Genomic DNA, 22,172 nt, shown 5'->3' on the forward strand with positions numbered 1-22,172 from the left:
GCACGCCGCACCCCGCGTGGGCGGGCGGCCGAGGGCGCCCGATAGCCTTCGGCCATGACCACGCTGCAATCCGCTGTGCGACGCCGCCGCGCCGTCGCCGCCGCCGGCGCCGTTTCCGCCGGACTGCTCGTCCTGTCGGCCTGTGACAAGCCCAGTCCCGTAGCGACGCTCACCGTCGGCGGGAACTCGGTCAACTCGGAGGCCCTCTGCTACAACGACGGCGACAAGCTGGACGCCAAGTCGCTGAAGGACTGCGTCAAGAACGCCGAGGACGTGAAGTCGATCGAGGTCGGCCAGGACGAGACCGTCCGCATCGGCGTCGACCCGAAGATCGCGGACGCGGGCTGGACCGTGCTGGTCAACGGCCGCCAGTTCACCGACACCAGCAAAGAGACGTACCGCACCATCCCGAGCAGCGCCTTCTTCAACGCGCAGTACGGCACGCAGGGCGAGACCAACACGCTCACGATCCAGATGGGCGAGAACCCGAAGAAGGGCTACTGGTCCTTCAAGCTCAAGAAGGCCTGATCACGCCTTCCGTACCGGTCCTCGTCGCCACCGCGGTCCCCGTCGAACGGGACGCGGTGGCCCGGGCGCTGCCCGGGGCGGCCGAGGAGGTACGGCTGCCGGGCGCGGTCCTGTGCCGGACGGCGGCCGGCTGTGACCTGCTCGCCGCCGGCGTCGGCCCGGCGCTCGCCGCGGCCACCACGGCCGGTGCGCTGACCGCCGCCGCGCTGGCCGGCCGGCCCTACGGCCTGGTCGTCTCGGCCGGGATCGGCGGCGGCTTCCAGCCCGCCGCGCCCGTCGGCTCGCTCGTCGTCGCCGACGCGATCACCGTGGCCGATCTGGGCGCCGAGACCGCCGACGGCTTCCTGCCGGTCACCGAGCTGGGTTTCGGGACCGTCAGCCACCGCCCGCCGGAATCACTCGTACGAGCTACAGCCGTGGTCACCGGCGCCCGTACCGGCACGATCCTGACCGTCTCCACGGTGACCGGCACCGCCGGCCGCGCCGCGGCCCTGCGCGCCCGGCACCCCGCGGCGCTCGCCGAGGGCATGGAGGGGTTCGGGGTGGCGGAGGCCGCCGCCGCGCACGGCGTGCCCGTGCTGGAGATCCGCGCGGTCTCCAATCCGGTGGGGCCGCGCGACCGCGCCGCCTGGCGCATCGGCGACGCCCTGACCGCCCTCACCGAGGGCTTCGGGAAGCTCGCGCCCGTATTGGAGAGTTGGAACCCACATGACCAGTGAGCCGCTGAAGATCGCGTACTCCCCCTGCCCGAACGACACCTTCGTCTTCGACGCCCTCGCCCACGGCCGCGTCCCCGGCGCCCCCGCGCTGGACGTGACCTTCGCCGACATCGACGTCACCAACGGGATGGCCGAGCGCGGCGAGCACGACGTGCTGAAGGTGTCGTACGCCGTCCTGCCGTACGTCCTCGACACGTACGCGCTGCTGCCGTGCGGCGGCGCGCTGGGGCGGGGCTGCGGGCCGCTGGTGCTCGCGCGCGAGGCCGGCGCCGACCTGACCGGCGCCACGGTCGCGGTGCCGAGCGAGACGTCGACGGCGTACCTGCTGTTCCGCCTGTGGGCCGCGGACACGCTGCCCGGCGGGGTCGGCGAGATCGTGGTCATGCCGTTCCACGAGATCATGCCGGCCGTGCGGGACGGCAAGGTGGACGCGGGCCTGGTCATCCACGAGGCCCGGTTCACCTACCGGGACTACGGGCTGCACAAGCTCGCCGACATGGGCGAGCACTGGGAGCTGACCACCGGGCTGCCGATCCCGCTGGGCGCGATCATCGCCAAGCGGTCGCTGGGCGCGCGGACGCTGGCCCGGCTCGCCGACTCCGTCCGCGCCTCCGTGCGGGCCGCCTGGGACGACCCGGAGGTCTCCCGGCCGTACGTCATGGCGCACGCCCAGGAGATGGACCCGGCCGTCGCCGACCAGCACATCGGGCTGTACGTCAACGAGTTCACCGCCGACCTCGGCGAGGACGGCTACGCGGCGATCCGCGGGCTGCTCACGCGCGCGGCGGCCGAGGGACTCCTGCCGCCCCTCGGCCCGGACGCGCTCGCGTTCCCCTGACGGACTCCCCGATACCGGGGTCCGCCGGGAGTGCTCAGACGTCCAGTTGGTCGGCGACCGCGCGGAGCAGACCGGCGATCTTCTTGCCGGACGCCTTCTCCGGGTAACGGCCCTTCTCCAGCATCGGCGTGATGTTCTCGAGGAGGGTCGTCAGGTCCTGCACGATCGAGGCCAGCTCGTCCGGCTTCTTCCGCTGGGCGGCGGCGACCGACGGCGTCGGGTCGAGCACGATCACCGACAGCGCCTGGTCGCCGCGCTGACCGGCGACCACCCCGAACTCCACACGCTGTCCCGGCTTGAGCGCATCGACTCCGGCGGGGAGAACCGAGGAATGGACGAAGACGTCACCGCCGTCGTCGCGGGAGAGGAAGCCGAAGCCCTTCTCGCTGTTGAACCACTTGACCTTGCCGGTAGGCACGTCTGTCCTCGTCCTCGTACTCGTCGGGAAAACTGCTCTGGAAACGGCTCTTTACAGCACTAGAGCGGGTCGACCCTGACCCGCCGCTACCAAGGCTAATGGTCTTCGGGCGGGTGACAAGACGTCCCCCGGTTGTTCTCTCGCGCTGGGAACTACCCTGGTCCGGTGCGTGACAAAACCCAAGCGAATTCCGCCGCGCCCGGAGAACGACTGATCCGTGCCGGTGCCGTCGTCTTCTTCCTCGGGGCGCTGGCCACCCTCGTCACGGTGGCCCCGCTGTTCTTCGGAGCGAAGCCTTTTCCGACCTACATGTTCGGGCTGAGCATGCTCATGGCCGTCGGATTCCTCGTGGCCGGTGCCGGTGTCCTGCGGTCGATCGCCGCCGGACGGCGTCAGGCGCGGGAGGCCGCGGCGGGCGCCTCGCGGTAGCCGGCGAGCCACGCCGGGAACGCGGACAGATCGGTCAGCACGACGTCCGCGCCGGCCGCGCGCAGCTCGTCGGCCGGGCACGGTCCGGTCGCGACGGCGACCGAAAACGCACCTGCCGCGCGGGCGCCGCGGACATCTCCGACGTGGTCGCCGACGTACACGCCCGCGCCGTGCGCGCGCAGCGCCTCCGCCTTCCGCTCGGCCCACAGGTCGCCGACGACCACGTCCGGTTCGATGCCGAGGTGGGACAGGTGCAGCCTGGCGTTGGGCTCGTACTTCGCCGTGACCACCATCGTCCGGCCGCCGGCCGCCCGCACCGCCTCGACCGCCTCCCGGGCGCCGGCCAGGGCGGGCGTGGCGGTGATGGCTATGCCGGGGTACAGCTCCCGGTACAGGTCGGCCATCGCCGGCACCTGCTCGGCCGGGAACCAGTTGACCAGCTCGTCCACGAGGGGCGGGCCGAGCCGGGTCACCGCCAGGTCCGCGTCGATGAACGCGCCCGTCCGCTCCGCCAGGGCCAGGTAGCAGGCACGGATGCCCGGCCGGGAGTCGATGAGGGTCATGTCCAGGTCGAAGCCGACGGTGAGGGGGGTTGTGGGGGCCATGGGGGCCATTGTGCCGGGTGACGTCCGTCGGTTGTGGCGGGGTGGGTGCGTTGTGGGGGGCCAGTGTGGCGCCGGGCCGGGTGCGGGGTCGTGGGGGCTGGTCGCGCAGTTCCCCGCGCCCCTGATTTCTGGCAGGCCTGCGTTGTGAGGTGACGGGTGGGTTTCGGCGGGGCCGGATTGGGGTGGTGAGTGTGGGGGGCCGGGTGCGGGTTCGTCGGGGCTGGGCGCGCAGTTCCCCGCGCCCCTTGCGGGGCTGGGCCTGCGCTGTGGAGTGACGGGTCAGGTTTTGCTGCGGGTTTGGTGGAGTAGGTAGAGGGCCGAGGCCAGGGCTGCCGCGCGGACCACCCAGGGCCAGGTGGCGCCCACCGCGTCGGCCATGTGGCCCTGGGCGATCGGGTCGCCCCAGCGGCCGTCCGTGCGGCCCCACAGCCAGACCACGCCGGCCGCGACCGCCGCGCCCGGCAGCACCATGACCGCCCACTTGGTCTGCGCGGGCGACAGCCGGCGGGAGCCGTAGGCGATCGCCCAGCCCAGGAACAGCGCGAACCAGTTGCCGAGGACCGCGCCGGCGACGAGCGCGGCGGCGGCCAGCAGCAGCAGGGGGCTGGACCAGCCGGTGAGCAGCCCGCGGGCGGGCGCGTCGGCCGGGGCCGCCCCACGGGCCGGGAGCAGGCCGAGGAGGCGGCGGCGCGCGGTGGGCTCCGGTGCGGTCCCGGCGGGCTCCGCCGCGGGTTCCGGCTGCCGGGCGGGCGGCTCCGCCGGAGGGCGTTTGAGCAGGTCGGGGATCTCCACCCCGCCGACGAACCCCGGTACCGGGTCGACGTCCGCCAGGGGGCTGCCGGTGTTCGTGCGCCACCAGTCGGGCGGTGCGTCGCCGTCCCCGAGTTCGTGCGCGGGCGCGAGGTGCGGCGGCAGGACCGTGTCCCGCGCGGCGGGCGGCTCCGGCTCGGCCGGGCGCGGGCGCGGGACGACCCGGCGCAACCCCTTCGGCCGCTCCCGCTCCGCCGCGCCCTCCCGGGGCGCGGGCTGCGCCGGTACGGCGGTGGCGGGCGGCTGCGGGACACCACCGCCGCCGCCCGCCGCGGTGACCACCTCGTCCGGGCTGCCGAGCTGGTCCAGGATGCGGCGGACGGCGGCGGGCGAGTCCACCGTCGCCTTCGCCCGGTGCCGGTCGATCTCGTTGCGCAGCTCGGACACGAGCCGCATGCGCGTCGCCGACGGCAGCTGCCGCTGCTGGGCGATGTCACCGACGCGGCTCAGATACTCGTAGACGACCTGGTCGCTCTCAATCCCCACGGAACCCCTCCGGGGTGCGCCGACGTGAACCCCGGGGAGGACGGTACCGGTTCCTCCGCCCCGCCCGGGGTGCGGCGACCGCCCCGGGACCCGCTCCCTCCGGTCCGGCCGGGATCTCCGCTACCGTTGACCGGATGAGCCCCGAGGCCACCTCAGCCCCTCGGTCCCTGGCGGAGGCGCTCCGCGCCCGGGACGACTCCTCCCTGGCCGCGCTGCTGCGTGGCCGCCCGGATCTCGTCACCCCCGTACCCACCGACCTCACCCAGCTCGCCACCCGTGCCGGTACCCGCGCCTCGGTGCTGCGCGCCCTGGAGCGGCTGGACCGGTTCGCGCTCCAGACGGCGGAGGCGCTGGCCGTCGCCCCGGACCCGGCGTCGTACGGCACCCTGCTCGCCCTGATGGCCGGGGACGCCGGCGACGAGACCGTGGCCGGCGCGCTGCCCCGAGCCGTCGGCACGCTGCGCGAGCAGGCGCTGGTGTGGGGCGACGACGACCGGCTGCGGCTGGTGCGGACCGCCCGCGAACTGCTGGCCCCCTCGCCGCAGCACCCGTCCCCGACCGGGCTCGGGCCGACCGTGCGGGAGGCCACCTCGGGCATGTCGCCGGGGCGCATCCAGGAGATCGTGACGACGGCCGGGCTGCCCTCGACGCACGACTCGGTCTCCGCCGTCGACGCGCTGACCGCCCTGTTCACGCACCGGAAGAAGATGGCGAAGCTGCTCGCCGGGGCCCCGGAGGCGGCCCGCGAGGTGCTGTCCCGGCTGGTGTGGGGGCCGCCGTACGGGCAGGTCACCGCGGAGCCGGCGGCGCACCTGCGCTGGCTGCTGGACCGGGGGCTGCTGCTGCCGACCGCGCCCGGCACGGTGGTCCTGCCCCGCGAGGTCGCCCTGCATCTGCGCGCGGGCCGCGCGCACCGCGTGCCCGAGCCGCTGCCGCCCGCCGTCACGCCGGCCGTGACGCACGGCGCGCAGGTGGTGGACGCCACCGCGGCCGGGCAGGCGTACACCGCGCTCGCCACCGTGGAGGAGCTGCTCAAGGACTGGGACGAGGGCGGTCCGGCCGTGCTCCGGGCGGGCGGGCTGAGCGTCCGCGACCTGAAGCGGACCGCCGTGGCGCTCGACGTGTCCGAACCGGTGGCCGCGTTCTGGGTGGAGCTGGCGTACGCGGCCGGTCTGATCGCCTCCGACGGGGAGGCCGACGAGCGCTACGCGGCCACGCCCGCCTACGACGAGTGGCTGGAGCGGCCGCCGGCCGAGCGCTGGGTCCGGCTCGCCCAGGCGTGGCTGACGGCCACCCGGACACCGGGGCTGGTCGGCGGCCGGGACGCGAAGGACCGGACCCTGTCGGCGCTCGGCGCGGGGCTCGACCGGTCCGCCGCGCCCGAGGTGCGGCACCGGGTGCTGTCCCTGCTGGCCGGACCGCCCCCGGGCGCGGCCCCGGACGCCGAGTCGGTGCTGGCCCGGCTGCACTGGGAACGACCGCTGCGGGGCGGTCGCCGGGACGACCCGGACGACCTGCGCTCCCGTCTGGCCCGCTGGACGCTGGCGGAGGCGGAACTGCTCGGCGTGACCGGCCGGGGCGCCCTGTCGGCCCACGGCCGCGCACTGCTCGGCGCCCCGCCCGCCGCCGGCACCGGCCCGGCGCCCGCCGTCCCCGAGGGCCCCGGTGACAAGCTCCCGGTGCACCACCACCGCCCGGCCGGGCGGACTGGGCCGCTGCCCGCCGCCGAACAGGCCGTCGCGGGTGCCGCCGCGGCCCGGCTGCTCGCCCCGCTGCTGCCCGAGCCGCTGGACCACGTGCTGCTCCAGGCCGACCTGACGGCAGTCGCCCCCGGCCCGCTGCGGCGCCCGCTCGCGGACGTGCTGGGCGTGCTCGCGGACGTGGAGTCCAAGGGCGGCGCGACCGTGTACCGGTTCACACCGGCGTCCGTCCGCCGCGCCCTGGACGCCGGCCGTACCGCCGCCGACCTGCACGCCTTCCTCACCGAGCACTCCCGCACCCCGGTCCCGCAGCCGCTCGCCTACCTGATCGACGACGTGGCCCGGCGCCACGGCCACCTGCGGGTCGGCGCCGCCTCGGCGTACGTGCGCTGCGACGACGACGCCCTGCTGAACGAGATCCTCGCCGACAAGCGCGCCGCCGGGCTGCGGCTGCGCCGGCTGGCGCCGACCGTGCTGGCCGCCCCGGTCGATCCGGCGGCGCTGCTGGAGGGGCTGCGCGCGATGGGGTACGCGCCCGCCGCCGAATCCGCCGAGGGCGATGTGCTGATCACCCGCGCCGACGCCCACCGCACCCCGCCGCGCACCGCGCCCGAACCGGTGCCGGACGGCCCGCCGCCGCCGGACGCCACCCTGCTCACGGCGGCGATCCGCGCCATCCGGGCCGGTGACCTAGCCGCGACCGCCCCGCGCAAGCCGGCCGGCGAGCCCTTGGCGGGCGGCGAGCTGCCCCGCACCTCCTCCGCCGAGACCCTGGCCACCATGCAGGCGGCCGTGCTGACCGGCGACGCCGTGTGGATCGGCTATGTCAACGCCGAGGGCGCCGCCAGCCAGCGGGTCATCGCGCCGGTCCGGGTGGAGGGCGGCTTCGTGACGGCGTACGACCACACGGCGGACGAGGTGCGGACGTTCCCGCTGCACCGGATCACGGGGGTCGCCGAGCTGGCGGACGACTGAGCCCCCGGTCCGCCCGGCCGATGAGGCACACTGGACGTTTGGCCGTAGTGGAAAGGTGTGCCGCGCGTGAATGGTCCACTGATCGTCCAGTCCGACAAGACCCTGCTGCTGGAAGTCGACCACGAGCGGGCCGACGACTGCCGGCGGGCCATCGCGCCCTTCGCCGAGCTGGAGCGGGCGCCCGAGCACATCCACACCTACCGGGTGACCCCGCTCGGCCTGTGGAACGCCCGCGCCGCCGGCCACGACGCCGAGCAGGTCGTGGACGCCCTGGTGCAGTACAGCCGCTACCCCGTGCCGCACGCGCTGCTCGTGGACATCGCCGAGACGATGGACCGCTACGGCCGCCTCACCCTGTCCAAGCACCCCACGCACGGGCTGGTGCTCACCACCACCGACCGGCCGGTGCTGGAGGAGGTACTGAAGTCCAAGCGGATCGCCCCGCTGGTCGGCGCCCGGATCGACCCGGACACCGTGGTGGTGCACCCCTCCGAGCGCGGGCAGATCAAACAGACGCTGCTCAAGCTGGGCTGGCCGGCCGAGGACCTCGCCGGGTACGTCGACGGTGAGGCGCACCCGATCGAGCTGCTGGAGGACGGCTGGACCCTGCGGCCGTACCAGAAGCAGGCCGTGGAGAACTTCTGGCACGGCGGCAGCGGGGTGGTCGTGCTGCCCTGCGGCGCCGGGAAGACGCTGGTCGGCGCCGGGTCGATGGCCCAGGCGAAGTCGACCACGCTGATCCTCGTCACCAACACCGTCTCCGCCCGGCAGTGGAAGCACGAGCTGGTGAAGCGGACCTCGCTGACCGAGGACGAGATCGGCGAGTACAGCGGGACGAAGAAGGAGATCCGGCCGGTCACCATCGCCACCTACCAGGTGCTGACGACCCGGCGGAAGGGCGTCTACCCGCACCTGGAGCTGTTCGACTCCCGGGACTGGGGGCTGATCGTCTACGACGAGGTGCACCTGCTGCCCGCGCCGGTCTTCAAGTTCACCGCCGACCTCCAGGCGCGCCGCCGGCTGGGGCTGACGGCCACCCTGGTGCGCGAGGACGGCCGGGAGTCGGACGTGTTCTCGCTCATCGGGCCGAAGCGGTTCGACGCGCCCTGGAAGGAGATCGAGGCGCAGGGCTACATCGCGCCCGCCGACTGCGTCGAGGTCCGGGTGAACCTGACCGACTCCGAGCGGCTGGCGTACGCGACGGCCGAGACGGAGGAGAAGTACCGCTTCTGCGCGACCACGGCGACCAAGCGGAAGGTCACGGAGGCGATCGTGCGCCGGTTCGCCGGGCAGCAGGTCCTGGTCATCGGCCAGTACATCGACCAGCTGGACGAGCTGGGCGAGCACCTGAACGCCCCGGTGATCAAGGGCGAGACCTCCAACGCGCAGCGCGAGAAGCTCTTCGACGCGTTCCGCGAGGGCGAGATCAGCGTGCTGGTGGTGTCGAAGGTCGCCAACTTCTCCATCGACCTGCCCGAGGCGACGGTCGCCATCCAGGTGTCCGGCACCTTCGGCTCCCGGCAGGAGGAGGCCCAGCGGCTCGGCCGGGTGCTGCGCCCCAAGGCCGACGGGCATCAGGCCCACTTCTACTCGGTGGTCGCCCGCGACACCATCGACCAGGACTTCGCCGCCCACCGGCAGCGCTTCCTGGCCGAGCAGGGCTATGCCTACCGGATCATGGACGCGGACGAGCTGCTGGCCGAGAGCTAGGCAATCCCGCCGGATCAGCCCGCCCGTTCGGCGGCGGCGGCCGGGCGGCGGCCGGCCGTGCCGTCGTAGGTGACGATCAGAGCGAGCGCCAGGACGGGGTAGGCGGAGGCCAGGGGCTGCTGCCACCAGGGCAGTTCCAGGTCCAGGTCGCCCTGGTGGGGCACCAGCCACATGGTGCGGGCGGTGAAGACGAGGGCCACCAGCACGGCCGTGCGGGTGCGGCCCTCCGCCAGCAGCACCACGAGCAGCGGGACGCACCACACCCAGTGGTGGGTCCAGCTGATCGGACAGATCAGCAGGGCCGTGAACGCGGTCAGCAGGACGCCGTGGCCGTCCCCCGGCGCGCGGGCGGCCAGCCGCAGGCCCGCCACCGCGACCACCGCCGCCGCGAGCAGCCAGACCAGGCCCGGCGCGGGGTCGCCGAGCGCCCGCGCGGTCAGCCCCTGGAGGGACTGGTTGTCGACGATCCAGGGCTTGCCGACCCGGGCGGTCTCCCACAGCCGGCGGGTCCAGAACGAGGCGGTCGCGGAGGGCAGCAGGACGGCGCCGAGCGCGACCGTCCCGGCGAGGGCCGCCGCCGCCGTCGCCGCCTCCCGGACCCGGCCGCGCAGCAGCAGGTACGGCAGGAAGACCGCCGGGGTCAGCTTGATGCCGGCCGCCAGGCCGAGGACCAGGCCCTTGGCGCGGGCGCCCGCCGGCCGGGTCAGGTCCCACAGGGCCAGGCAGGCGACGGCCAGGTTGATCTGGCCGTACAGCAGGGTCTGGAAGACCGGTTCGAGCCAGAGGGCGAGGGCGGTGGCGGCGCAGACGAGGGGTGGCGCGGGGGTGCGGTGGGCCAGCCGGGCGGAGAGGGTGACGAAGGCGGCGAGCAGGGCCACGTTGCCCGCCAGGACCACCGCCTTCAGGGCCGGTACGGGGAGCCAGGCCGCCGGCACGAACAGGATCGCGGCGAAGGGCGGGTAGGTCGCGGGGAGCCGCCACCGGGTGACGGTGAAGCCGTACAGATCGGTGCCGTGGGCCACGGCCGCGCCCTCGGCGCGGTAGACGAGGAGGTCGGCCATGGGCGCGCCGCGCAGGGCGCACAGCGTGCCGAAGGAGGCGAGGGACAGGGCGAGGAGAAGCAGGGCCGTCCGTTTCCGCACGGATGCGACCCTATGTTGTTACTTGCGATGTACGCCCGCCTCCTCGCCGTACTCGCCGAGGATGACGACGCCGAACGCCGCCTCGGCGAACACCTTGACGGCGCGCAGGGCGTCGCCCAGCAGGTGGTGGCGCGGACCGTCCAGGGCCGTCGCGCCGGACGGGGGACGGCCGGAGGCCGGGGTGATGGTTGCTGCGCTCATGTCTCCATGGTGGAACGCCGGACCCCGGACCCGCATCCATCCACGGGGCCGGTCCGGGCGGCCGCTCGCAGGCCCCCGGACGGACCCCGGCCCCGAGCCGCACGGGCCTCCGTCCCCCCGCGTCCCCCAGGGGACACGCGCCGGCGCCGGGGGACGGAAATGCGCTGGATCCGGCGCGCCGCCCCGCCTACAATCTCCGCTCTTGCCCGCCTCCCCCACGGAGTGCCGCCGCCCGGCCGGAAACCGGGCGGCATCGTCGTAGCCCACGCAGCAGGCCCACCGGAGGCACCCCCTTGTCCGCGCCCGTCCACGAACCGCCCGCCGACCCCCTCGCCCGCGAACGCTCCCACCTCGGCGCCTCCCGCGCCGCCCTGCGCGCCATGCGCGAGGACGTGGAGGCGCTGGACATCAAGGACGTCACCGCGAACTGGGTCAACGCCGCGGTGCTCGCCCGTCAGATCGACGACCGCATCAAGGCGCTGGCCGACCTCAGCGACACCCCGCTGTTCTTCGGCCGGCTCGACTACCTGCACGCGCCGGGCGCGGCGCGGGCCGAGGGCGCCGGGGGCGAGCGTTTCTACATCGGGCGGCGGCACGTCCACGACGCCGACGGCGACCCCATGGTCATCGACTGGCGGGCACCGGTCTCGCAGCCGTTCTACCGCGCGTCCCGGAAGAACCCCATGGACATCGGGCTGCGCCGGCGCTTCGGCTACACCGGCGGCGACCTGACCGCGTACGAGGACGAGCATCTGTCCGACCCGGGCGAGACCGCCGCCACCAGCAAGCTGCTCCAGCAGGAGATCGAACGGCCGCGCGTCGGACCGATGCGGGACATCGTCGCCACCATCCAGCCCGAGCAGGACGAGATCGTCCGGTCCGGGCTGTCCGGCACCGTCTGCGTGCAGGGCGGCCCCGGCACCGGGAAGACCGCCGTCGGCCTGCACCGGGTCGCGTACCTGCTCTACGCCCACCGGGAGCGGCTGGCCCGCACCGGCACCCTGGTCATCGGGCCGAACCGGTCCTTCCTGCACTACATCGAGCAGGTGCTGCCCGCGCTCGGCGAGCTGACCGTCCAGCAGGCGACGGTGGACGACCTCGTCGCCCACGTCGAGGTGCGCGGCACCGACGAGGCCGCCGCCGCGATCGTCAAGGGCGACGCCCGGATGGCCGTCGTCCTCAAACGCGCCCTGTACTCCCACGTGACCCTGCCCACCGAGCCGGTCGTGGTGGTGCGCGGCTCCCGGCGCTGGCGGGTGCCGGCGTACGAACTGGAGGAGATCGTCCGCGAGTTGCTGGCCCGGGACATCCGCTATGGCGCCGCCCGCGAGGCGCTGCCGCAGCGCATCGCGCACGCCGTGCTGGTGCGGATGGAGCAGGCCGGGGAGGCGCCCGACGACCGGGTGCAGGACGCGGTCGCCCGCAACAGCGCGGTGAAGGCGGCCGTGAAGGCACTCTGGCCGGCCGTGGACCCGGCCCGGCTGGTGCTGCGGCTGCTGACCGACGCGGAGTTCCTCGCCGAGCACGCCGAGGGCGTCCTGGACGAGGACGAGCGGAAGACGATCCTGTGGGCCAGGCCGGCGCGCAGCGTGAAGACGGCCAGGTGGTCGGCGGCCGACGCCGTCCTGGTCGACGAGGCGGCCGACCTGATCCAGCGCACGCACTCCCTCGGGCACGTGGTGCTGGACGAGGCACAGGACCTGTCCCCCATGCAGTACCGGGCGGTGGGCCGCCGCTGCACCACCGGCAGCGCCACCGTGCTGGGCGACCTCGCCCAGGGCACGACCCCGTGGGCGACCCGGAGCTGGGCGGAGGCGCTGGACCACCTCGGCAAGCCGGACGGGGCCGTGGAGGAGCTGACGGCCGGTTTCCGCGTGCCGACGGACGTCATCGCGTACGCCTCCCGGCTGCTGCCGCACATCGCGCCCGGCCTCGCCCCGGTCGCCTCCGTCCGGGAGAACCCCGGCTTCTTCGAGGTCCGGGAGGCCACCGGGACGGCCGACACCGTCGCCGCCTGCGCGCAGCTGCTGGGCCATGAGGGCTCCACCGGCCTGATCGCCGCCGACGCCCGCGTCCCCGCCCTCGCCGAGGCCCTGACGGAGGCCGGCATCCCCTTCCTGGCCCCCGGCGAGGAGACCACCCGCGAGACCCGGCTGACCCTCGTCCCGGCCTCGCTCGCCAAGGGCCTGGAGTACGACTACGTGGTCCTGGACGAGCCGCGGGCCGTGGTGGACGGCGAGCCGGACGAACGCACCGGGCTGCGCCGCCTGTACGTGGCGCTGACCCGTGCGGTGTCGGGCCTGATCGTGACGCACACGGCGGCGCTGCCCGCGCAGCTCGCCGGGTAGGGTGCCGTACCGATCCGGCAAGTCCCCCTGGAAGGGCTCCCGTTGAGCACGTCGTACCCGCCGCCCGCGTACCCGTACCAGCAGCCGCCCGGACCGTACCCGCCGCCCGTCGGACCGGGGTGCGAGGTGTGCGGGGCGATGCCCGCGGCACCGGTCACGGTGCGCGGGCACCAGGGCATGCTGGTGGTGATGCGGTTCCTGCGGCGGCGGGGCGTGCTGTGCCGCACCTGCGGGCTGGCGGTGTTCCGGCGGATGCAGGCGGACACCCTGGCGCAGGGCTGGTGGGGACCGCTGTCGCTGTTCATCACCCCGGTCACCCTGCTGGTCAACCTCGGCGCGCTGAACCGCCTGCGCACGCTCCCGCCGCCGGCGACGGCCGCCTGGCGCCCGCCGCTGGACCCCGGCCGCCCGGTGCTGCGGCGGCCGGCCGGTCTGGTCGCGCTCGTCCCGCTCGGCGGGCTGGCCCTGCTGCTGATCGCCGTACCGGTGCTCATGCTCATCGGCATGGCGGTCGGCTCCGGGAGCGGGCAGCCGACCCTGGCCCCCGGCTCGTGCGCCGCCAACGACGCGGCCTGGCCCGAGCAGGAGCTGCGCCCGGCGGAGTGCGGCACGCCGGACGCCGAGTACCGCGTCCTGATGCCGGACAGCCCCTCCTGCGGCCCCGGCGACTACGCCGCCTACCCGGAGTACAGCGAGAGCCGCGACCTGTCACTCTGCCTGCACCCCCTCAACGGCTGAGCCTCCCGGACTCCGGGCAAGTCGGCCGGGGGCCGGAAGCCGGGAACCCGGAGGGCAGGGAGGCCGGAAGGCCGGAAGGCCGGAAGGCCGGGAGCCCGCAGACCCGGGAGGCCGGGAACCGGGGGGCCGGGAGGCCAGGAGCCCGCCGGGCCGGGACCCGGAGGGCCGGGACCCGGAGGGCCGGCAGGCCCGGGGGCTAAGCCGTGTAACCGTCCAGCGTCGTGCGCCACTCGGCGACCGCGTCCGCCGAGACCGGGCCGCGCCAGCCGTCGGGGCGGGCCGCCCCGCCGATGTGGAACGCCTCGATCCCGCCCGCCCGGAGCCGCGGCACGTGGTCCAGACGCAGTCCGCCGCCGACCAGGATCTGCTGCTCGTACCCGGGACCGCTGTCACGGGCGGCCTCGGCGAGCAGCGTGGGCAGGCCGTCGTCCACCCCGGTGGCGGACCCGGCGGTGAGGTAGGTGTCCAGGCCGGGCAGGTCGGCGAGCTGCTTGCGCAGGGCGTCCCGGTCGGCGGCCCGGTCGATCGCCCGGTGGAAGGTCCAGGGGCAGCCGCCGAGCGCGTCGACGACCCGCTCCACCGCCGCCAGGTCGGCGCCGCCGTCCGCGGCGAGGAAACCGAGCACGAACTGGTCGGCGCCGGCCTGCCGCAGCTCGCCGGCCACGCCGACGAGCCGGTCCACGTCCCCGGCCGCGAAGCCGTCCGCGAGGCGGAGCATCACGCGCAGATCGATGTCGACGGCGGCACGGATCGCGGCGACGGTCGCGGGCGAGGGGGTGAGCCCGTCGGCCGCCATCTCGGTGACCAGCTCCAGCCGGTCCGCGCCTCCCGCCTGGGCGGCGACCGCGTCCTCGGTGTCGAGGGCGATCACCTCCAGGACCGCACGCTTGCTCATGGCACCCCATTCATCGGCATTCATCGGGCGAGTACAGGTCTAGTCCAATTCAAGAGTACGCCGGTACCGGAGCGCCACGGGGCCCGTGTACGTCGGAGAATGGGCCCATGGCCGACCTCGACGCCCTGCGCCTCCGTTTCGCCCGCGCCCTCACCACGGCCCGCGCCCCCGGCGGCGGCCCCGACCCCGCCCCCTACGCCGACAACCTGCTCGCCCGCTGGCAGGAGCCGCAGCGGCACTACCACACGCTGACCCACCTCACCGCCGTGCTCGACCACGTCGACACGCTGGAGCGGTACGCGGCCGACCCGGACGCGGTGCGCCTGGCCGCCTGGTTCCACGACGCCGTCTACCTCCCCGAGCGGTCCGAGAACGAGGAGCGGTCCGCGCGACTGGCCGAACGCGCCCTGCCGGAGGCCGGCGTGCCGGCCGCCCGGACCGCCGAGGTGGCCCGGCTGGTCCGGCTCACCGTCGGCCACGACCCGGCCGACGACGACCGCGACGGCCAGGTGCTGTGCGACGCCGACCTGGCGATCCTCGCCGCGCCCCCGTCCGCGTACGCCGCCTACACCGCCGCGGTCCGCGAGGAGTACCACTTCGTCCCGAACGACGCCTTCCGCGCGGGCCGTTCGGCGGTCCTGCGACAACTCCTCGACCTGCCCCGGCTGTTCCGCACCCCGTACGGCGAGGAGCACTGGACGGCCACCGCCCGCCACAACCTGGCGGCCGAGCTGGAAATGCTGTCGACCTGACGCGGCCGGGCGCCTAGGGTGCGCCCATGCGAGCGATGAGCGGTGACCACGTGATCGAGGCCGTCGCGGGCTGCACCGCGGCCCTGCGCCCGGCGGTGGGCGGCGACTGGCGGACCGTGCGGGCCGGACGGCTGGAGTGGGACTGCCACACCACCGCCGTGCACGTCGCCGACGACCTCATCGCCTACGCCGCCAACCTGGCCGGACGCGCCCGGGACGGCTACCTCCCGTTCGAGCTGACCCTCGACGAGGGCACCGGCAACGCGGACCTGCTGCACGTGATCGAGACGACCGGCGCCCTGCTGGCGGCGGCCGTCCGCACCGCCCCGCCCGGCGTCCGCGGCTTCCACAGCTACCCGTTCCGCAGCGCCGACCGCGAGGGCTTCGCGGCGATGGGCGTCGCCGAGGTGCTGCTGCACACCCATGACATCGCCGAGGGCCTCGGCCTGCCCTACGAGCCCTCCGCCGACCTCGCCGAATCCGTGCTGACCTGGCTGTTCCCGCACGTCCAGCCCGGCCCCGCGCCCTGGCCGACCCTGCTGTGGGCCACCGGCCGCGGCGAGCTGCCCGGCCGCGCCCCGGTCACCGCGTGGACCTGGTACAACAACCTGGTCATCGGCGCCGGACGGCTCGACCTCGTCGGTATCCGCCCGGCCGCCGCCCGCGACCTGAGCCTGGGCGGCGACGGCGGGTTCGAGTGGATCGAGGGCGGGCCGTACGAGGGCACGCGCCAGGCCGCCGGCTTCCTGCTGAAGGCGTACGAAGCCGGCGTGCACCGGCCGGAGTTCGGCGTCTTCGCCCTGGTCCGCCGCGAGGACGGCCGGGCGGTCGGCGGCATGGGCTTCCACTCCGCCCCGGACGAGGAGGGCCGGGTGGAGATCGGCTACGACCTGGCGGAGGGCGCCCGCGGCAACGGCTACGCCACCGAGGCGCTGCGCGCGCTGGCCGACTGGGCGATGGCCCGCGACGACGTACGGGCCCTGTCCGCGACCGTCGAGACCGGCAACACCGCCTCCCGGGCGGTGGTCGCCCGCGCCGGCTTCGTCCAGGTGAGCGAGGACGCCGACGAAGTGGCCTACGAGCTGCGGCGCTGAGCCAGGCCCTTGCGCCGGCGCAGCCCGGACGCCCGCAGCAGCCGCACCACCTCGCGGCTGCCGACCTCCACCGCGCCGGCCGCCACCATGTCCGCGTACCGGTGCGCCGGGACGTCGTAGTGGTCGCCGTCGAAGGCCCGCCGGGGCAGGCACAACCGCTCCGCGAACACGTGCAGTTCGTCGTAGGACACGTCGCTGACCAGGTGCGACCACATCCGGCCGTGGCCGGGCCAGTCGGGCGGGTCGACGTACAGCGTCACGAGGACACCGTTCCGCCGGCGGCCGACCCCAGCGAGCCCACCGGCGCGACCTGCACGCCCGCCTTGTGGCAGACCCAGTGCGGGTCGGGGCCGAGTTCGGGCTCCACGTCCAGCGCGTGCGGGTCGCCGGAGCCGCACACCGGGCACAACGGCCAGCGACCGTGCCGCTCCAGCAGCGCGTCCTGCACGTCCTGGGCGACGAGTCCCGCCACGAAGTTCACGCCGTCCGGCCACTGCTCGACCCACCAGCGCCGCTGCGCTATCGAGTCCTCGACCAGCGAGACCACGTCCGCCTCGGCGACCTCGCCCGCGACCAGATCGGCGAGCACCAGGGCGCGTGCCGCGTGCAACGCCTGCTCCAGGGGGGTGATGGGTTCCATGCCCCCCATTGTGCGCACTCTTGACCGCGACACCGAACCGAAAATATCTTTCAAGCGTGAACCAGGACATGAAGGAAAGTTTCGGCAGTCCGGGCGGCTCGCTCGCCGCCAAGGTGCGCACGCTCGCCCCTTCCATGACCCGGTCCATGCAGCGCGTCGCCGAGGCCGTCGCCAACGACCCGGCCGGCTGCGCCGCCCTCACCGTCACCGGCCTCGCCGAGCTGACCGGCACCAGCGAGGCCACCGTGGTGCGCACCGCCCGGCTGCTGGGCTACCCGGGCTACCGCGACCTGCGGCTGGCCCTCGCCGGCCTCGCCGCCCAGCAGCAGTCCGGGCGCGCGCCCGCGATCACCACCGACATCGCGGTGGACGACCCCCTGTCCGACGTCGTCGCCAAGCTGGCCTACGAGGAACAGCAGACCCTGGCCGACACGGCCGCCGGACTGGACACCGGGCAACTGGGCGCGGCCGTCACCGCGCTGGCCGGTGCCCGGCGCACCGACGTGTACGGCGTCGGGGCGTCCGGACTCGTCGCCCAGGACCTCACCCAGAAGCTGCTGCGGATAGGTCTCATAGCCCAGGCGCACGGCGACCCGCACCTCGCGGTGACCAACGCGGTGCAGCTCCGGTCGGGCGACGTGGCGATCGCGATCACCCACTCCGGGTCGACGGGGGACGTCATCGAACCGCTCCGGGTCGCCTTCGAGCGCGGGGCGACGACGGTGGCCATCACCGGCCGGCCCGACTCCGCGGTCACCCAGTACGCCGACGTCGTGCTGACCACGTCGACCTCGCGGGAGACGGAGCTGCGGCCCGCCGCCATGTCCTCCCGGACGAGTCAACTGCTGGTGGTGGACTGCCTGTTCGTGGGCGTGGCGCAGCGGACGTACGAGACCGCGGCGCCGGCGCTGGCCGCGTCCTACGAGGCGCTGGCCCACCGGCACCGCAGTGCTTCTCGCTAGGGGGTTTCGTTTGGGTCAGCCCGGGTCCGCGATGCCCGGCACGGCCCTCCCCCAGCCTCCGGCCGGGGGGGGACCCCCACGCCGCGTTGTCGGACCATCCGAGTACGCCCGGTACGCGGGTGATCCTCCGCCTTGCGATGCACCGCGCCGGACGCCGCGGCCTGATCCGACCTGATCCAAACGAAACCCCCCAGGTCGCGGCCCGCCACCGGCCGCGGGAACCACAGAGCCCCCTCCGGAGAGAGCCACCCCCCTCATGACCACTGATGACCTGCGCAGTCAGCTGGCTTCGCTGACCACCGAAGCCTTCCGGCCCGAGCTGGCCGACATCGACCGGCTGCCCACCCTCGACATCGCCCGGCTGATGAACGGCGAGGACACGGGCGTACCCGCCGCCGTCGCCGCCCAGTTGCCGCGGATCGCCGCGGCCGTCGACGCCGTCGCCGAGCGCATGGCCCGCGGCGGGCGGCTCGTCTACGCCGGGGCCGGCACCGCCGGACGGCTGGGCGTGCTGGACGCCTCCGAGTGCCCGCCCACCTTCAACACCGACCCGGACCAGGTCGTGGGCCTGATCGCGGGCGGTCCCGCCGCCATGGTCACGTCCGTGGAAGGCGCGGAGGACTCCGCCGAGCTGGCCTCCCGGGACCTGGACGCGCTGAAACTCACCCCCGACGACAGCGTTGTGGGCGTCTCCGCCTCCGGCCGCACCCCGTACGCCGTCGGCGCCGTCGCGCACGCCCGCGCCCTGGGCGCCCTGACCATCGGTCTGGCCTGCAACGAGCACAGCGCGCTCGCGGCCGCCGCCGAGCACGGCATCGAGGTGGTCGTGGGCCCGGAGCTGATCACCGGCTCCACCCGGCTGAAGGCGGGCACGGCGCAGAAGCTGGTGCTGAACATGCTGTCGACGATCACGATGATCCGGCTGGGCAAGACGTACGGGAACCTGATGGTCGACGTGCGCGCCTCCAACGCCAAGCTGCGGGCCCGCGCGCACCGGATCGTCGCGCTGGCCACGGGCGCGGACGACGCCGAGATCGAGAAGGCGCTCACGGAGACCGGCGGCGAGGTGAAGCACGCGGTCCTGACCCTGCTCGCCGGCGTCGACGCCCCGACCGCCGCCCATCTGCTGACCGAGTCCGGCGGCCGTCTGCGGGCCGCGCTGACCCGGGCCCCGCGCTGATCCCGCGGTCCGCCGCGCGGCTGGGCGTCAGCGGCCGTGGTGCACCAGGCTGCCCTCGCCGCACGCGGCGGGGGCGCCGGTCAGCGGCAGCGGGGACACGGCCTTGACGGCGGGCAGGGCCAGCTCGCCGGCGCAGGCCGCGGTGCCGGTGGCCGTCCAGCGGCCGTCGGCGTGGGCCGGCCCGGCGAGCGCGGCGGCGGAGGCCGTGAGCACGGCGGCGGTCAGGAACGTCCGGGCCGTACGCGGCGGGAGCTTCGTCGTCATGCCCGGCGGGCGCTTCTTCGTCATGCCCGGGAGAACGACCGGCACGTCCGCCCGTCACGCACCCGACGGGTCCCCGGCCCGCCCCGGGGCGCCGGGGGCCCGCCAGACGAGGGTGTAGCGCCAGAAAAGGCGGCGGCGCAGCCGGGCGCCGGGCAGCAGCCGGCGGGCCGTACCGGCGATCTCGACGAAGGTCTCCGCCGGATCCCGGGTGCGGGCCGTCAGGGACACGGGCCGTCGCGGCGCCGGCCGGAAGCCGTTCTTCACCCAGCCCAGCAGCGCGTTGAGCGGTACGGCCGACAGCCCGATCACGTGGTCCCGGAACCCCGACGCCCGCGCGCAGCCGATGACGACCAGCGTGCCGCCGGGCGCGAGCCGCTGCCGGAAGCGGACGAGGGTGTCGGCGAGCGGGAGGTGGTGCAGCGCGGCGACGCAGGTGATCACGGAGTACGGGCCGTCCGGCAGTTCCCGGGAGGCGTCGGCGACGGCGTACCGGACGGGAACCGAACCGTCCGTCGCCGTCCGGGCCGTGGCCACGATCCGGGCGTCGGCGTCGATGGCGTGCACCTCCCGCGCCCGCCGGCCGAGCAGCCGCGCCAGCTCCCCGCTCCCGCACCCGACGTCCAGCGCGGTCCCGAAGCGGCGGGGCAGCCGCCGCAGCAGCCAGGGGTGGTAGCGGGCGTTGTGGTCCTGGGCCCTGTCGTCAAACTCCCGCCGTCCGCCCGCAGGGCGGGCCTCGCGGCGTCAGGTGCGTGCTCTCGGCGTGCCGGGCCCCGGCCCTCGTACTGGACGTACTTGGGTCGGGGCCCGGTGCGGCGAGAGTGCGCGCATGGCGTCGCGAGGCAGGCGGGAGTTTGACGACAGGGCCCAGGGGTGGGCGGCGTTGAAGCGGTGCAGGGCGGTCAGCAGGCGGGCGGTAAAGGTCGTCGTCACGGGTGTCAGCCCACCACGGCTCCGCCCGGGGGCGGAAGCAGGGCACCATGGGGGAGAGGAGGCGACCGACCGATATGAATCACGCCCAGCTCACCGCCCTGGGGCGGGCCCTTCGGCTGCTCGGGGAGCACGGGGAGGCGCTGACCGCCGACACCCCGGACGCCCGGCTGCACGAGATCCGGGACGATCTGCGGCGGGCGGTGGACCTGCTGGACGAGAGCGTCACCGGCGGGCCGCCCGCCACCCGGTGCCGCGAACACCCGCAGGGCCCCGTGGACGAGGGCGCGCCCGACCTGTGCCTGCTGTGCGAGACCCGGCGCCGGGCCGCGCGCCGGTCGGAGTTCCAGGGCGGCCGGCCCCGCCCGGCCGGGCCGGCCCCCACCGCGCCCTCCCGGTACGGCGTGCGCGGCGACCGCCCTCAGCCCCAGCAGCGCTGGCTGCCGGAGCTGTGGAACGGACAGGAGTGGCAGCTGTGCGGCACGCCCCGCCGGGACCGGCACGAGGCGGAGGCCTACCTCGCCGCCCAGCGCCGCGGGTCCCGGCCCGCCATGGCGTACCGGCTCGTCCACGAGTTCACCGACTACGAGGTGCTGCGGGTGTGGGGGACGCCGGTGCGGGTCGACATCGAGCCGATGGGCAACCTGTAGCCGGGGCCGCCGGCACGGGTCAGCTGAGGGTCTTCACCGCGGCCGCGTCGTACGGCGCCAGCTCGTCGTAGCGGTCGCCGAGGACCTTGGCCGCCCACTGCGGGTCCTGGAGCAGCGCGCGGCCGACCGCGACCATGTCGAACTCCTCGGCCTCCAGGCGGTCCAGGAGGTTGTCGATGCCCTTGACCGGGGAGCCCTCGCCCTGGAAGGCGCCCATGAAGTCGCCGTCGAGGCCGACCGAGCCGACGGTGATGACCGGCTTGCCGGTGAGCTTCTTGGTCCAGCCGGCCAGGTTCAGGTCGGAGCCGTCGAACTCGGGGAGCCAGTAGCGGCGGGTGGAGGCGTGGAAGACGTCGACGCCGGCCGCCGCGAGCGGGGTGAGGAGGGCCTCCAGCTCCTCGGGGGTCTCGGCGAGGCGGGCGGTGTAGTCCTGCTGCTTCCACTGCGAGTAGCGGAAGAGGACGGGGAACTCCGGGGAGACGGCCTCGCGGACGGCGGCGACGACCTCCGCGGAGAACCGGGTGCGGGCCACCGGGTCGCCGCCGTAGGCGTCGGTCCGGCGGTTGGTGCCCTCCCACAGGAACTGGTCCAGCAGATAGCCGTGGGCGCCGTGGATCTCCACGCCGTCGAAGCCGATGCGCTCGGCGTCGGCCGCCGCCTTGGCGAAGGCGCCGATGACGTCGTCCAGGTCGCTCTGGGTCATGACCTTGCCGGTGGGCTCGGCGCCCGCGGTGACCAGGCCGGAGGGGCCGACGGCGGGGGCGTCGGCGAAGGGCGGCTCGCCCTGCTTGCGGACCATGCCGACGTGCCACAGCTGCGGGACGATGGTGCCGCCCGCCGCGTGCACGCCCTCGGCGACCTTCGCCCAGCCCGCCAGCTGCTCCTCGCCGTGGAACCGCGGGACGCGGTCGCTCTGGCCGGCCGAGTCGTGGCCGACGTAGGTGCCCTCGGTGACGATGAGGCCGACGCCGGCGGCGGCGCGGCGCGCGTAGTACGAGCGCACGTCCTCGCCGGGGACGCCGCCCGGGGAGAACATGCGGGTCATCGGCGCCATCACGATCCGGTTGGGGACGGTGAGCCCGTTCAGGGCGATCGGGCGGGACAGGACACGGGCCGCGCGGGACTCGGCGGGCGTGGTGACGGTCATGGGGGGCTCCTGGC

At 75.0% G+C, this 22,172-nt stretch carries 24 protein-coding genes; 13 read left to right on the forward strand and 11 right to left on the reverse strand.

The window, feature by feature from the left end:
* Nucleotides 1-54 precede the first annotated feature (54 nt).
* From IF37_RS0101365 to IF37_RS0101375, 3 genes are read left to right on the forward strand one after another with little or no spacing between them, the layout of a single operon-like run.
* Nucleotides 55-528 carry a DUF2771 family protein gene (locus IF37_RS0101365; RefSeq protein ID WP_030734734.1) on the forward strand — a complete coding sequence of 158 codons (474 nt, stop codon included), beginning with the start codon at nt 55-57 and terminating at the stop codon, nt 526-528.
* Nucleotides 528-1,247, forward strand: a complete 720-nt coding sequence (locus IF37_RS0101370) for a futalosine hydrolase (protein ID WP_079165493.1) — start codon at nt 528-530, stop codon at nt 1,245-1,247. Before IF37_RS0101365 ends, IF37_RS0101370 begins: the two co-directional genes overlap by 1 nt.
* Nucleotides 1,237-2,085: a 1,4-dihydroxy-6-naphthoate synthase gene (locus IF37_RS0101375; protein WP_030734740.1), complete on the forward strand. Its 849-nt coding sequence runs from the start codon at nt 1,237-1,239 to the stop codon at nt 2,083-2,085. The genes IF37_RS0101370 and IF37_RS0101375 overlap by 11 nt, the downstream gene beginning before the upstream one ends.
* A gap of 34 nt (nt 2,086-2,119) precedes the next feature.
* Here IF37_RS0101375 and IF37_RS46325 read toward each other — a convergent pair whose 3' ends face one another.
* Nucleotides 2,120-2,503: a cold-shock protein gene (locus IF37_RS46325; protein WP_030734743.1), complete on the reverse strand. Its 384-nt coding sequence runs from the start codon at nt 2,501-2,503 to the stop codon at nt 2,120-2,122.
* 165 nt (nt 2,504-2,668) lie between these two features.
* Between IF37_RS46325 and IF37_RS0101385 the strand changes: the two genes are divergently transcribed.
* Nucleotides 2,669-2,932, forward strand: a complete 264-nt coding sequence (locus tag IF37_RS0101385) for a hypothetical protein (protein WP_030734747.1) — start codon at nt 2,669-2,671, stop codon at nt 2,930-2,932.
* Here the strand turns inward: IF37_RS0101385 and IF37_RS0101390 are convergent.
* Both IF37_RS0101390 and IF37_RS0101395 read right to left on the reverse strand, forming a co-directional pair.
* Nucleotides 2,896-3,546, reverse strand: coding sequence for an HAD family hydrolase (locus IF37_RS0101390; RefSeq protein ID WP_030734750.1), 651 nt, complete (start codon nt 3,544-3,546; stop codon nt 2,896-2,898). The two genes, IF37_RS0101385 and IF37_RS0101390, sit on opposite strands and share 37 nt — an antisense overlap.
* A 270-nt stretch (nt 3,547-3,816) precedes the next feature.
* Nucleotides 3,817-4,833: a hypothetical protein gene (locus IF37_RS0101395; RefSeq protein ID WP_030734752.1), complete on the reverse strand. Its 1,017-nt coding sequence runs from the start codon at nt 4,831-4,833 to the stop codon at nt 3,817-3,819.
* 134 nt (nt 4,834-4,967) lie between these two features.
* Between IF37_RS0101395 and IF37_RS0101400 the strand changes: the two genes are divergently transcribed.
* Together IF37_RS0101400 and IF37_RS0101405 are read left to right on the forward strand one after the other, a co-directional pair.
* On the forward strand, nt 4,968-7,508 hold the full coding sequence (locus IF37_RS0101400) for a helicase-associated domain-containing protein (protein ID WP_030734760.1): 2,541 nt from the start codon (nt 4,968-4,970) through the stop codon (nt 7,506-7,508).
* A gap of 66 nt (nt 7,509-7,574) precedes the next feature.
* On the forward strand, nt 7,575-9,218 hold the full coding sequence (locus IF37_RS0101405) for a DNA repair helicase XPB (protein WP_030734763.1): 1,644 nt from the start codon (nt 7,575-7,577) through the stop codon (nt 9,216-9,218).
* Nucleotides 9,219-9,232: 14 nt separating this feature from the next.
* Here IF37_RS0101405 and IF37_RS0101410 read toward each other — a convergent pair whose 3' ends face one another.
* Both IF37_RS0101410 and IF37_RS0101415 read right to left on the reverse strand, forming a co-directional pair.
* Nucleotides 9,233-10,279: a glycosyltransferase 87 family protein gene (locus IF37_RS0101410; protein WP_173456683.1), complete on the reverse strand. Its 1,047-nt coding sequence runs from the start codon at nt 10,277-10,279 to the stop codon at nt 9,233-9,235.
* A 99-nt stretch (nt 10,280-10,378) separates the two neighbouring features.
* Nucleotides 10,379-10,561, reverse strand: a complete 183-nt coding sequence (locus tag IF37_RS0101415; RefSeq protein WP_030734768.1) for a hypothetical protein — start codon at nt 10,559-10,561, stop codon at nt 10,379-10,381.
* 380 nt (nt 10,562-10,941) lie between these two features.
* Between IF37_RS0101415 and IF37_RS0101420 the strand changes: the two genes are divergently transcribed.
* Nucleotides 10,942-12,909 carry a UvrD-helicase domain-containing protein gene (locus IF37_RS0101420; protein WP_253915604.1) on the forward strand — a complete coding sequence of 656 codons (1,968 nt, stop codon included), beginning with the start codon at nt 10,942-10,944 and terminating at the stop codon, nt 12,907-12,909.
* Nucleotides 12,910-13,047: 138 nt separating this feature from the next.
* The gene (locus IF37_RS0101425) at nt 13,048-13,647 is read left to right on the forward strand and encodes a hypothetical protein (protein ID WP_030734772.1); all 600 of its coding nucleotides are present in this window, start codon (nt 13,048-13,050) and stop codon (nt 13,645-13,647) included.
* A gap of 196 nt (nt 13,648-13,843) precedes the next feature.
* On the opposite strand, the gene IF37_RS0101430 is transcribed toward IF37_RS0101425, so the two are convergent.
* Nucleotides 13,844-14,542 carry a copper homeostasis protein CutC gene (locus IF37_RS0101430; RefSeq protein ID WP_030734775.1) on the reverse strand — a complete coding sequence of 233 codons (699 nt, stop codon included), beginning with the start codon at nt 14,540-14,542 and terminating at the stop codon, nt 13,844-13,846.
* A 107-nt stretch (nt 14,543-14,649) separates the two neighbouring features.
* On the opposite strand from IF37_RS0101430, the gene IF37_RS0101435 reads away from it, so the two are divergent.
* Both IF37_RS0101435 and IF37_RS0101440 read left to right on the forward strand, forming a co-directional pair.
* Complete coding sequence (locus tag IF37_RS0101435; protein WP_030734777.1) at nt 14,650-15,294, forward strand: hypothetical protein; 645 nt, start codon at nt 14,650-14,652, stop codon at nt 15,292-15,294.
* Between the two features lie 26 nt (nt 15,295-15,320).
* On the forward strand, nt 15,321-16,388 hold the full coding sequence (locus IF37_RS0101440) for a GNAT family N-acetyltransferase (protein WP_030734779.1): 1,068 nt from the start codon (nt 15,321-15,323) through the stop codon (nt 16,386-16,388).
* Here the strand turns inward: IF37_RS0101440 and IF37_RS0101445 are convergent.
* Together IF37_RS0101445 and IF37_RS0101450 are read right to left on the reverse strand one after the other, a co-directional pair.
* Nucleotides 16,370-16,648 carry a DUF4031 domain-containing protein gene (locus tag IF37_RS0101445; RefSeq protein WP_030734782.1) on the reverse strand — a complete coding sequence of 93 codons (279 nt, stop codon included), beginning with the start codon at nt 16,646-16,648 and terminating at the stop codon, nt 16,370-16,372. The two genes, IF37_RS0101440 and IF37_RS0101445, sit on opposite strands and share 19 nt — an antisense overlap.
* Nucleotides 16,645-17,028 (reverse strand): hypothetical protein, encoded by a 384-nt coding sequence (locus IF37_RS0101450; RefSeq protein ID WP_030734784.1) that lies wholly within the window; start codon nt 17,026-17,028, stop codon nt 16,645-16,647. The genes IF37_RS0101445 and IF37_RS0101450 overlap by 4 nt, the downstream gene beginning before the upstream one ends.
* 68 nt (nt 17,029-17,096) lie before the next feature.
* Between IF37_RS0101450 and IF37_RS0101455 the strand changes: the two genes are divergently transcribed.
* Complete coding sequence (locus IF37_RS0101455; RefSeq protein ID WP_030734786.1) at nt 17,097-17,990, forward strand: MurR/RpiR family transcriptional regulator; 894 nt, start codon at nt 17,097-17,099, stop codon at nt 17,988-17,990.
* Between the two features lie 256 nt (nt 17,991-18,246).
* The gene (gene murQ / locus IF37_RS0101460) at nt 18,247-19,170 is read left to right on the forward strand and encodes an N-acetylmuramic acid 6-phosphate etherase (RefSeq protein WP_030734788.1); all 924 of its coding nucleotides are present in this window, start codon (nt 18,247-18,249) and stop codon (nt 19,168-19,170) included.
* Between the two features lie 27 nt (nt 19,171-19,197).
* Here the strand turns inward: murQ and IF37_RS0101465 are convergent, their stop codons facing one another.
* Both IF37_RS0101465 and IF37_RS0101470 read right to left on the reverse strand, forming a co-directional pair.
* On the reverse strand, nt 19,198-19,434 hold the full coding sequence (locus IF37_RS0101465; RefSeq protein ID WP_158727266.1) for a hypothetical protein: 237 nt from the start codon (nt 19,432-19,434) through the stop codon (nt 19,198-19,200).
* A gap of 54 nt (nt 19,435-19,488) precedes the next feature.
* Nucleotides 19,489-20,094 (reverse strand): class I SAM-dependent methyltransferase, encoded by a 606-nt coding sequence (locus IF37_RS0101470; RefSeq protein WP_079165494.1) that lies wholly within the window; start codon nt 20,092-20,094, stop codon nt 19,489-19,491.
* Nucleotides 20,095-20,438: 344 nt separating this feature from the next.
* On the opposite strand from IF37_RS0101470, the gene IF37_RS0101475 reads away from it, so the two are divergent.
* The gene (locus IF37_RS0101475) at nt 20,439-21,011 is read left to right on the forward strand and encodes a hypothetical protein (RefSeq protein WP_030734796.1); all 573 of its coding nucleotides are present in this window, start codon (nt 20,439-20,441) and stop codon (nt 21,009-21,011) included.
* A gap of 19 nt (nt 21,012-21,030) precedes the next feature.
* On the opposite strand, the gene IF37_RS0101480 is transcribed toward IF37_RS0101475, so the two are convergent.
* Nucleotides 21,031-22,158, reverse strand: a complete 1,128-nt coding sequence (locus tag IF37_RS0101480) for an NADH:flavin oxidoreductase (RefSeq protein ID WP_030734799.1) — start codon at nt 22,156-22,158, stop codon at nt 21,031-21,033.
* Nucleotides 22,159-22,172 lie beyond the last annotated feature (14 nt).

Source organism: Streptomyces sp. NRRL S-31 (assembly GCF_000718775.1).
In the GTDB taxonomy this organism is placed as follows: domain Bacteria; phylum Actinomycetota; class Actinomycetes; order Streptomycetales; family Streptomycetaceae; genus Streptomyces.

Coding starts and splice junctions, on each gene's coding strand:
- IF37_RS0101455 (WP_030734786.1), top strand. CDS start 17,097: ATGAAGGAAAGTTTCGGCAGTCCGGGCGGCTCGCTCGCCGCCAAGGTG.
- IF37_RS0101465 (WP_158727266.1), bottom strand. CDS start 19,434: ATGACGACGAAGCTCCCGCCGCGTACGGCCCGGACGTTCCTGACCGCC.
- murQ (WP_030734788.1), top strand. CDS start 18,247: ATGACCACTGATGACCTGCGCAGTCAGCTGGCTTCGCTGACCACCGAA.
- IF37_RS0101440 (WP_030734779.1), top strand. CDS start 15,321: ATGCGAGCGATGAGCGGTGACCACGTGATCGAGGCCGTCGCGGGCTGC.
- IF37_RS0101415 (WP_030734768.1), bottom strand. CDS start 10,561: ATGAGCGCAGCAACCATCACCCCGGCCTCCGGCCGTCCCCCGTCCGGC.
- IF37_RS0101475 (WP_030734796.1), top strand. CDS start 20,439: ATGAATCACGCCCAGCTCACCGCCCTGGGGCGGGCCCTTCGGCTGCTC.
- IF37_RS0101435 (WP_030734777.1), top strand. CDS start 14,650: ATGGCCGACCTCGACGCCCTGCGCCTCCGTTTCGCCCGCGCCCTCACC.
- IF37_RS0101390 (WP_030734750.1), bottom strand. CDS start 3,546: ATGGCCCCCATGGCCCCCACAACCCCCCTCACCGTCGGCTTCGACCTG.
- IF37_RS0101410 (WP_173456683.1), bottom strand. CDS start 10,279: ATGGCCGACCTCCTCGTCTACCGCGCCGAGGGCGCGGCCGTGGCCCAC.
- IF37_RS0101425 (WP_030734772.1), top strand. CDS start 13,048: ATGCCCGCGGCACCGGTCACGGTGCGCGGGCACCAGGGCATGCTGGTG.
- IF37_RS0101400 (WP_030734760.1), top strand. CDS start 4,968: ATGAGCCCCGAGGCCACCTCAGCCCCTCGGTCCCTGGCGGAGGCGCTC.
- IF37_RS0101450 (WP_030734784.1), bottom strand. CDS start 17,028: ATGGAACCCATCACCCCCCTGGAGCAGGCGTTGCACGCGGCACGCGCC.
- IF37_RS0101430 (WP_030734775.1), bottom strand. CDS start 14,542: ATGAGCAAGCGTGCGGTCCTGGAGGTGATCGCCCTCGACACCGAGGAC.
- IF37_RS0101420 (WP_253915604.1), top strand. CDS start 10,942: ATGCGCGAGGACGTGGAGGCGCTGGACATCAAGGACGTCACCGCGAAC.
- IF37_RS0101480 (WP_030734799.1), bottom strand. CDS start 22,158: ATGACCGTCACCACGCCCGCCGAGTCCCGCGCGGCCCGTGTCCTGTCC.
- IF37_RS0101375 (WP_030734740.1), top strand. CDS start 1,237: ATGACCAGTGAGCCGCTGAAGATCGCGTACTCCCCCTGCCCGAACGAC.
- IF37_RS0101365 (WP_030734734.1), top strand. CDS start 55: ATGACCACGCTGCAATCCGCTGTGCGACGCCGCCGCGCCGTCGCCGCC.